The sequence below is a fragment of the Paracoccus sp. (in: a-proteobacteria) genome, assembly GCF_047973135.1.
GTDB lineage: Bacteria > Pseudomonadota > Alphaproteobacteria > Rhodobacterales > Rhodobacteraceae > Paracoccus.
Map to the genome: position 1 here is coordinate 20146 of NZ_JBKEBL010000139.1, position 8153 is coordinate 28298.

The 8153-nt window shown below is 63.3% G+C and carries 9 protein-coding genes; 4 read left to right on the top strand and 5 right to left on the bottom strand.

Annotated elements, in window-relative coordinates:
- Positions 1 to 18 precede the first annotated feature (18 nt).
- Genes ACK5L9_RS10780 through coxB form a run of 5 tightly spaced genes read right to left on the bottom strand, consistent with a single transcriptional unit; the run spans position 19 to position 3487 of the window.
- A complete protein-coding gene (locus tag ACK5L9_RS10780) occupies positions 19 to 849 on the bottom strand; it encodes a cytochrome c oxidase subunit 3 (RefSeq protein WP_416911467.1) in 831 nt (276 codons plus the stop codon).
- A 27-nt stretch (positions 850 to 876) separates the two neighbouring features.
- Positions 877 to 1440 carry a cytochrome c oxidase assembly protein gene (locus ACK5L9_RS10785; RefSeq protein WP_416911468.1) on the bottom strand — a complete coding sequence of 188 codons (564 nt, stop codon included), beginning with the start codon at positions 1438 to 1440 and terminating at the stop codon, positions 877 to 879.
- Complete coding sequence (locus tag ACK5L9_RS10790) at positions 1437 to 1640, bottom strand: hypothetical protein (RefSeq protein WP_416911469.1); 204 nt, start codon at positions 1638 to 1640, stop codon at positions 1437 to 1439. Before ACK5L9_RS10790 ends, ACK5L9_RS10785 begins: the two co-directional genes overlap by 4 nt.
- On the bottom strand, positions 1640 to 2557 hold the full coding sequence (cyoE, locus tag ACK5L9_RS10795; RefSeq protein ID WP_416911470.1) for a heme o synthase: 918 nt from the start codon (positions 2555 to 2557) through the stop codon (positions 1640 to 1642). The genes ACK5L9_RS10790 and cyoE overlap by 1 nt, the downstream gene beginning before the upstream one ends.
- Before the next feature lie 24 nt (positions 2558 to 2581).
- Complete coding sequence (gene coxB / locus ACK5L9_RS10800) at positions 2582 to 3487, bottom strand: cytochrome c oxidase subunit II (RefSeq protein ID WP_416911471.1); 906 nt, start codon at positions 3485 to 3487, stop codon at positions 2582 to 2584.
- Between the two features lie 180 nt (positions 3488 to 3667).
- On the opposite strand from coxB, the gene tldD reads away from it, so the two are divergent.
- The 4 genes from tldD to topA form a co-directional block, all read left to right on the top strand.
- On the top strand, positions 3668 to 5089 hold the full coding sequence (tldD, locus tag ACK5L9_RS10805; RefSeq protein ID WP_416911472.1) for a metalloprotease TldD: 1422 nt from the start codon (positions 3668 to 3670) through the stop codon (positions 5087 to 5089).
- A 172-nt stretch (positions 5090 to 5261) separates the two neighbouring features.
- Positions 5262 to 6419, top strand: a complete 1158-nt coding sequence (gene dprA, locus ACK5L9_RS10810) for a DNA-processing protein DprA (RefSeq protein WP_416911473.1) — start codon at positions 5262 to 5264, stop codon at positions 6417 to 6419.
- A gap of 33 nt (positions 6420 to 6452) precedes the next feature.
- Positions 6453 to 6866 (top strand): VOC family protein, encoded by a 414-nt coding sequence (locus ACK5L9_RS10815; protein ID WP_416911474.1) that lies wholly within the window; start codon positions 6453 to 6455, stop codon positions 6864 to 6866.
- A 57-nt stretch (positions 6867 to 6923) separates the two neighbouring features.
- On the top strand, positions 6924 to 8153 hold a 1230-nt coding region (gene topA / locus ACK5L9_RS10820), incomplete at its 3' end, for a type I DNA topoisomerase (RefSeq protein WP_416911475.1).

Below are 8153 nucleotides of genomic sequence, written 5' to 3' on the forward strand. Positions count from 1 at the left end.
CGCAGCATGACCGGGGGATCAGCTTCCCCAGATATAGACCACGGCAAACAGGAACAGCCAGACCACATCAACGAAATGCCAGTACCAAGCGGCGGCTTCAAAGCCGACATGCTGGTCCTGAGTCATATCGCCACGCACAAAGCGGAACAGGCAGACGGCCAAAAAGATCGTCCCGATGATCACATGGAAGCCGTGAAAGCCAGTCGCCAGATAGAAGGCGCTGGCATAGGAAGTGTCGGCCAGCCCAAAGGCGGCATGGCTGTATTCATAGGCTTGCAGGATCGAAAAGCAGACCCCCAGAATGATCGCGATGATCAGGCCGTTGATGGTGGTCTTGCGGTCGTTTTCATGCACGAAGGCATGGTGCGCCCAAGTCACGGCGACGCCCGACAGCAGCAGGATCAGCGTGTTGATCAGCGGCAGATGCCACGGATCGAAGGTCACGATACCTTCGGGCGGCCAGACGCCATCCTTGATCGGGCTAAGCGGCCCCATCGGGTACATCGCGTTCTTGATAAAGTTCCAGAACCACGCGACGAAGAACATCACCTCAGAGATGATGAACAGGATAAAGCCATATTGCAGGCCGATCCGCACGACCGGGGTGTGATCGCCCTCGTTCCCCTCGTCGATGACATCAGCCCACCAGCTATACATGGTGTACAGCACCGCTACAAAGCCCATCAGAAACAGCCACGGCCCCGAAACCGGGATCCAGAACAGATGCACGTCGTCCGCACTCATCCAGCCAACCGCGCCGAACAGCATCAGAAATGCGGAAACGGCTCCGATGAAGGGCCAGATGGATGGCGGAAGAATGTGATAGTCGTGGTTCTTTGCATGCGCCATACGCGTGTCCCCCTGGGCTTCTCTGGTTCAGTTCACCGTGGCGACCGGCGCGGTGTCAAGCGCGGCCTGCTTCGGCTGGGTCAGGTGAAAGGTATAGGACAGGGTGATATCCCTGACCCAACTGGCATCCGGATCCTCGATGATTTCGGGATCGACGTAAAAGCTGACGGGCATTTCCACCCGCTCGCCCGGTTTCAGCGTCTGCTCGGTAAAGCAGAAGCACTGAATCTTGTCGAAGTAATAGCCCGAGACCTCGGGCGCGACATTATAGCTGGCGGTGCCGGTGATCGTCTGGTCGGTATTGTTGATCGCCTCGTACCAGGCCATCGCGTCCTGACCGATGCGCACATCCATCTTGGTTTGCATCGGACGGAAGGTCCAGCCCAGATCCTTGTCCACATTGGCGTCAAAGCGCACGCGCACGACCTGATCCAGAACCTTGTCAGGCGCTGCGGCGGAAACCTGCGTCGTGCCGCCAAAGCCGGTCACGCTGCAAAACCAGCTATAGAACGGCACTGCGGCCCACGACAGCGCGCCCATCGAGATTACGACACCGATCAGCGACAGGACGGTGCGCGTATTGCGGTTCATTGGCCACCCTCCGCCACGGGTTCAATCGGCGTGATCGAGACACGAGGCTGGTGGTCGAACGCCTCCATCAAGTCGCCCTGAGTGACCTTGACGATACTCAGCCCAAAGACCAGCGCCACAAAACAGACCAGCACCAGCCCCAGCCCGACATTGCGCGACCGGCGGCGGCGATGGATTTCATGTTCGACATGCAGCGCCATCACCAGCCCCCGACCCAGCTTTGCACCAGAAGCGCAAGGAAATGCAGGGACAGGTAGTACAGCGACAGCCGGAACACACGTTTCTCGACCGCATAACCATCGGCGGCGGCGGCATCCTCGGTCCGGCGCAGCACCTGCCAGCCGCCGCGAATGAACAGCGCGTTCAACGCCAGAGCCGCAGCCAGATAGACCGGCCCGCCGACCGGGGTCAGCCCCAGCCAGACCGCGAAGGGCGCCAGAACCAGCGTATAGGCAAAGATATGGCGGCGGGTGGCGGTGCGGCCATGCGTGACCGTCAGCATCGGCACGCCCGCCTTGTGGTAATCCTCTTTCATGAACAGCGCCAGCGCCCAAAAATGCGGCGGCGTCCAGAAAAAGATCAGCGCGAACATCAGCAGCGATTCGACGCTGATCCCGCCGGTCGCGCAGGCCCAGCCAATCATCGGAGGAAAGGCCCCGGCAGCGCCACCGATCACGATATTTTGCGGTGTCCAGCGTTTCAGCCAGATCGTGTAGATCACGACATAGAAAAAGATGGTAAAGGCCAGAAACCCGGCGGCGAACCAGTTCGCCACCAGCCCCAGCATCATCACCGCAAGGCCCGACAGCGCGATGCCAAGGGCCAGCGCCTCGCCCCCTTCGACGCGGCCTGCCGGGATGGGCCGGTTGCGCGTGCGGTGCATCACCGCATCGATATCCGCATCGTACCACATGTTCAGCGCGCCCGACGCGCCCCCGCCAAGCGCAATGAACAGCACCGCGCAGAAGGCGATGAAGGGATGCACCGGGACCGGGGCGATGAACAGCCCGACAAAGGCCGTGAACACCACCAGCGACATCACCCGAGGCTTCAGCAGCGCGACATAATCGCGAAACTCAGCCTCGGGGGCAGCTTCATATGCGTGAATCCCGGACATCGCGCGTTGTCTTTACCCTGCTGCTCAGTCGGCCCTGGCCAGCCGGGTCGCGTCCGCGCCGGAGGTCAGACCAAGCGCCGCCTGCTGTTCGGCCGGCATGGTGCCGCCCTGTTCGGCCACCCATGCGGCATATTTCTCGGGTGCGACGGCCTTGACGACGATGGGCATATAGGCGTGATTGATGCCGCACAATTCGCTGCACTGACCGAAATACACGCCTTCCTTTTCGACATTGAACCATGCCTGCGCGATCCGGCCCGGCACGGCGTCCTGCTTGATCGCGAAGGCCGGGATGGTCCAGCTGTGGATGACGTCAGTTGCCGTCACCTGCAACAGCACGGTCTTGCCGACCGGCACCACCACCGCATTGTCGGTCGCCAGCAGATATTCATCCTCGCTGTAACCGTTCTCGGCCAGTTTGTCCTTTTCCAGCATGTACGATTCGAAGTCGATGTCGTTTTCGGGATATTCGTAGGACCAGTACCACTGGTTCCCGATGGCCTTGACCACGACATCCGGATTTTCCGGCATTTCCTGGCTGCGAAACAGCGCCGGCAGCGAGAAGGCGCCGATGCAGACAAGGATCAGCACGGGAATCAACGTCCAGGCGATTTCGACGGGCGTGTTATGGGTGAATTTCGACGGCACCGGATTTACCCGGCTGTTAAAGCGCAGGATCACGATCAGCAGCAACGCACAGACGAACAGCGTAATGACGGTGATGATGATCAGCACGAAATAATCCAGCCATTGCTGGTCACGGGCAATCTCGGTCACGGCCTCCTGAAAGCCCAGACCGGCGGCATGCGGCTTGCCGATCGATGGCAGATCGCCCAGGGATTCCTGCGCCCAGACGGCCCCGGTCGCCATTCCCATCATCGCGAAACCCGAAACCGTTGCGACCATGCGGCGAATCGTAGCTGTCGCCATACTTACCTCCCGAAGCGTTAACACGGCCATACGACCGAATCGGCTGCCGACGGCAACCCTTTTCCTTCTGTATCATTCCCTCTAAGACCATGATCTTGCCTCACCGGCAAGAGATAGCGGGCCGGAAAGTGAAATTCGCACCTTTCCAAGGCCGGTCCCGCCCCTGAAAGGAGCCATGGCATGAGCCAAGACCGCTTTGATCCCTTCGCCTGTCATCTTGACCGCGACAACGCGCTGGCAATCCTGCGCGACGCCGTTGCCGGGGCCGATGACGGAGAGCTGTTTCTGGAACGCTCGGTCCTGGAAACGCTGGTCTTCGACGACGGCCGGCTGCACAATTCGGGTTATACCGCCGGGCAGGGCTTTGGCCTGCGCGCCGTGCGCGGCGAGGTCGCGGGCTATGCGCATTCGACGGACATCAGCGAGGCATCGTTGCGCCGTGCCGCAGCAACCGCGCGCCTTGCGGTGGGGGCGGGGGGCGCGACCCTGGCCGATGCGCCGCCCGTGACCCGTCAGCCGCTTTACGCTGCCATAGACCCTGCCGAGGGCATTTCCATCGCCAGCCGCATCGCATTGCTGCGCGAAATCGACGCCTATGCGCGGGGCAAGGATCCCCGTGTGGTGCAGGTGACGGCCTCGATCACCTCATCCCTGCAAGAGGTCGCTATCCTGCGCCCCGAGGGCGGGCTGGTCACGGATATCCGGCCCATGGCGCGATTGAATGTCGCGGTCATCGTCGAAAACAACGACCGCCGCGAATCAGGCAATCACGGCGGCGGCGGGCGCATTTCGCTGGCCGGGCTGATGGAACCCGCCTCGTGGCAGGCTGCCGTGGACGAGGCGTTGCGCATCGCGCTGGTCAATCTGCGCTCGGTCCCGGCACCTGCGGGCGTGATGGACGTTGTGCTTGGTCCCGGCTGGCCCGGCATCCTGCTGCACGAGGCAGTGGGCCACGGGCTTGAGGGTGATTTCAATCGCAAGAAGGCCAGCGCCTTTGCCGGGCTGATGGGACAGCGCGTCGCCGCGCCTGGTGTTACGGTGGTCGATGACGGCACCATTCCGGACCGGCGCGGCAGTCTCAGCGTCGATGACGAGGGTACCCCTCCGGGCCGCAATATACTGATCGAGGACGGGATTCTGGTGGGCTATATGCAGGATCGGCAGAATGCCCGGCTGATGGGCGTCGCGCCGACCGGCAATGGCCGCCGTCAAAGCTTTGCCCATACGCCCATGCCGCGCATGACCAACACCTACATGCCTGGCGGCGATGCCGATCCGGCGGCGATTCTGGCCGACCTGAAGGACGGCATCTATGCTGTGGGCTTCGGCGGGGGGCAGGTTGACATCACCAACGGCAAATTCGTCTTTTCCTGCACCGAGGCTTACCGCGTCAGGAACGGGATCGTCGGAGACCCGATTCGCGGCGCGACGCTGATCGGGGATGGCGCAACCGCGATGAAGCAGATTCGCGCGGTCGGAAATGACATGTCGCTTGACCCCGGCATCGGCAATTGCGGCAAGCAGGGGCAATGGGTGCCGGTCGGTGTGGGTCAGCCCACGCTGATGATCGGCGGGCTGACGGTGGGCGGTTCCGCTGCCTGACACCGGCGGCCCTGAATGCGGCCCGGTGGCTGCGTCCGTGGCAAAACAGGACCGGCAGAGGGCCGGGGGCCGGTCCTTCGTCAGGGTCGTCTGGATGGATCTTTTCGGCTTGCGATAACCTTATCTTAACCATTGCCCCGTTATCCCGGTGTCTGGATGAGACGGAGGCATCATGAATACCGGGCTCGCTTCTTTCGGCACCCCCAAAACCCCACCCACCGCGAAGGATGACGATCTCAGTTTTCTCTGTCTCATCCGCTCGCGCCGCGTGGGACCGGCAACCTTTCACCGGCTGGTCAACGAACATGGCGGCGTCAAGGCCGCGCTTGATGCCCTGCCCGAGGTGGCGGCGCAGGCTGGCGTGACCGACTACACCCCCTGCCCCGAAGGTGTAGCCGCAGCCGAACTGAAGGCCGGGCGAAAGGCGGGCGCGCGGCTGATCCGTTGCGATTCGCCACTGTATCCGCAGGCCCTGCGCGAAATTGACGGCTCACCGCCCGTGCTTTGGGTCCGGGGCGATCCGGCCTGGCTGAACCGCAATCCCGTCGCGGTGATCGGGGCGCGCAATGCCTCTTCGCTGGGGCTGCGCATGGCACGCGGGCTGTCGGCGGGTCTGGGTGAGGCCGGGTTCACGGTCGTGGCCGGTCTGGCGCGCGGCATCGACACGGCCGCCCATAACGCCGCCCTGCCGACCGGCACCGTTGCCGTGCTGGCGGGTGGCGTGGACGTGATTTATCCGGCGGAAAACGTGGTTCTGGCCGCCCAGATCGCCGAAAATGGCGCGCTGATTTCCGAACAGCCGCCGGGTACCGAACCCGCCGCCCGGCATTTCCCGACCCGCAACCGCATCATCTCGGGCCTGTCGCAGGGCGTGGTGGTGATTGAGGCCGCGCATCGCTCGGGCACGTTGATCACTGCAAAGAACGCGCTGGATCAGGGGCGCGAGGTGCTGGCGGTGCCCGGTCATCCGATGGATGCGCGCGCGGCGGGCTGCAACCAGTTGATCCGCGACGGTGCCACGCTGGTGCGCAGCGCTGCCGATGTGGCCGAGGCGCTGACACAGGCCGCCGATGATCATACCCCCGAAGCAGCACCCGCAAGGGCGGCTCAGGGCGGCCCCGTCGCCGTACCGCAACCCGCCGGCGACGGGGGCGGACCGGTCCAGATGGAGGAACGCATCCTCGCGCGCCTGTCCCCCAGCCCTACCGAGGAAAACGACTTGATCCGCGAACTGGGCGTGACCGCCGCCACCGCGAATGCCGCAATCCTGTCGCTGGAATTGCAGGGCCGCCTGACAAGACTGGCTGGCGGACGCCTTGCCTTGTGCTAAACCCTTCCCGACACCAAGGACAGGAGACAAGCAATGATCGGGATAGCGTCGCTTGACCATCTGGTGCTGACCGTCGCCGACCCGGACCGGACCGTCGCCTTTTACACCACCGTTCTGGGCATGCAGGCGCGCAGCTTTGGCGAGGGGCGGCTGGCGCTGCATTTCGGCGACCAGAAGATCAACCTGCATCAGGCGGGGCGCGAATTTCTGCCCAAGGCAGCCCGTCCGACGCCCGGTTCCGCCGATCTGTGCTTTCTTGTCGCGGGCGAGGCGCGGCGGAACGCCGCCGCCCTGACCGCTGCCGGGATTGTGATCGAGGATGGCCCCGTCGCCCGCACAGGCGCGACCGGACCCGTCCTTTCGCTGTATCTGCGCGACCCCGACGGCAACCTGATCGAGCTTGCGCATCCATCGCCTTCCTCAACCGGCGCGCTTGCGGACCGTTGACACTCTGGCCTCGCGCACTCATGTTGCCGCCCCATTGAAGGATCGTCCGAGGTCTAAATGCCCGTTGTTGTCGTCGAATCGCCCGCAAAGGCGAAAACCATCGAGAAATATCTTGGTAAGGACTACCGTGTGCTGGCCAGCTTTGGCCATGTCCGCGACCTGCCGCCCAAGGACGGCAGCGTCGATCCTGACCATGACTTCGACATGAAATGGCAGGTCGCCAGCGACAGCAAGAAGCATGTCAAGGCGATCAAGGATGCGCTGAAGGACGACCCGAACCTGATTCTGGCCACCGACCCCGACCGCGAGGGCGAGGCGATTTCGTGGCATCTGCAACAGGTTCTGGCCTCGTCGCTGAAAAAGGGAAGCGAGGTGAATCGCGTCACCTTTAACGCGATCACCAAATCCGCCGTGACCGAGGCGATGAAACAGCCCCGCCAGATCGATCAGGCGCTGGTCGATGCCTATCTGGCCCGCCGCGCGCTGGATTATCTGGTCGGCTTCAACCTGTCGCCGGTCCTGTGGCGCAAGCTGCCGGGCGCGAAATCGGCGGGCCGGGTGCAATCCGTGACGCTGCGCCTGATCGTCGAACGCGAGATGGAGATCGAGGCCTTCAAACCCCGCGAATACTGGTCGGTCCATGCCCGCCTCGCCACCCCTTCCGGCGATGAATATGACGCGACGCTGGTCAGTCTTGCCGGCGACAAGCTGGAACGCTTCGATATTCCCACCGCCGAAAAGGCGCGGCTGGCACTGTCGGCCATCGACGCGCGCGACCTGACCGTTTCAAGCGTCACCTCGAAGCCTGCCAGCCGCAATCCCTGGCCACCCTTCATGACTTCGACCCTGCAGCAGGAGGCGTCGCGCAAGCTCGGCCTTGGTGCCCGCGCCTGCATGTCGACGGCGCAGCGGCTCTATGAGGCCGGGCTGATCACCTATATGCGGACCGACGGCATCGACATGGCACCCGAGGCGGTGATGGCCGCGCGTGACGCGATCAAGGCGAAGTTCGGCGCAAATTACCTGCCGAAAAGCCCGCGCATGTACAAGAACAAGGCCAAGAACGCGCAGGAGGCGCATGAATGTATTCGCCCGACGGAGATGTCGCTGTCGCCGGACAGGCTCAGGATTTCGGAAAAGGATCAGCGCGCGCTGTATGACCTGATCTGGAAACGCACCATCGCCAGCCAGATGGAAGCCGCCCGGATGGACCGCACCACGGTCGAAATCGGCAGCGCTGACGGCCAGGTCGGCCTGCGTGCCACCGGTCAGGTCATGGTCTTCGAC

Coding starts and splice junctions, on each gene's coding strand:
- ACK5L9_RS10780 (WP_416911467.1), bottom strand. CDS start 849: ATGGCGCATGCAAAGAACCACGACTATCACATTCTTCCGCCATCCATC.
- ACK5L9_RS10785 (WP_416911468.1), bottom strand. CDS start 1,440: ATGAACCGCAATACGCGCACCGTCCTGTCGCTGATCGGTGTCGTAATC.
- ACK5L9_RS10790 (WP_416911469.1), bottom strand. CDS start 1,640: ATGGCGCTGCATGTCGAACATGAAATCCATCGCCGCCGCCGGTCGCGC.
- cyoE (WP_416911470.1), bottom strand. CDS start 2,557: ATGTCCGGGATTCACGCATATGAAGCTGCCCCCGAGGCTGAGTTTCGC.
- coxB (WP_416911471.1), bottom strand. CDS start 3,487: ATGGCGACAGCTACGATTCGCCGCATGGTCGCAACGGTTTCGGGTTTC.
- tldD (WP_416911472.1), top strand. CDS start 3,668: ATGAGCCAAGACCGCTTTGATCCCTTCGCCTGTCATCTTGACCGCGAC.
- dprA (WP_416911473.1), top strand. CDS start 5,262: ATGAATACCGGGCTCGCTTCTTTCGGCACCCCCAAAACCCCACCCACC.
- ACK5L9_RS10815 (WP_416911474.1), top strand. CDS start 6,453: ATGATCGGGATAGCGTCGCTTGACCATCTGGTGCTGACCGTCGCCGAC.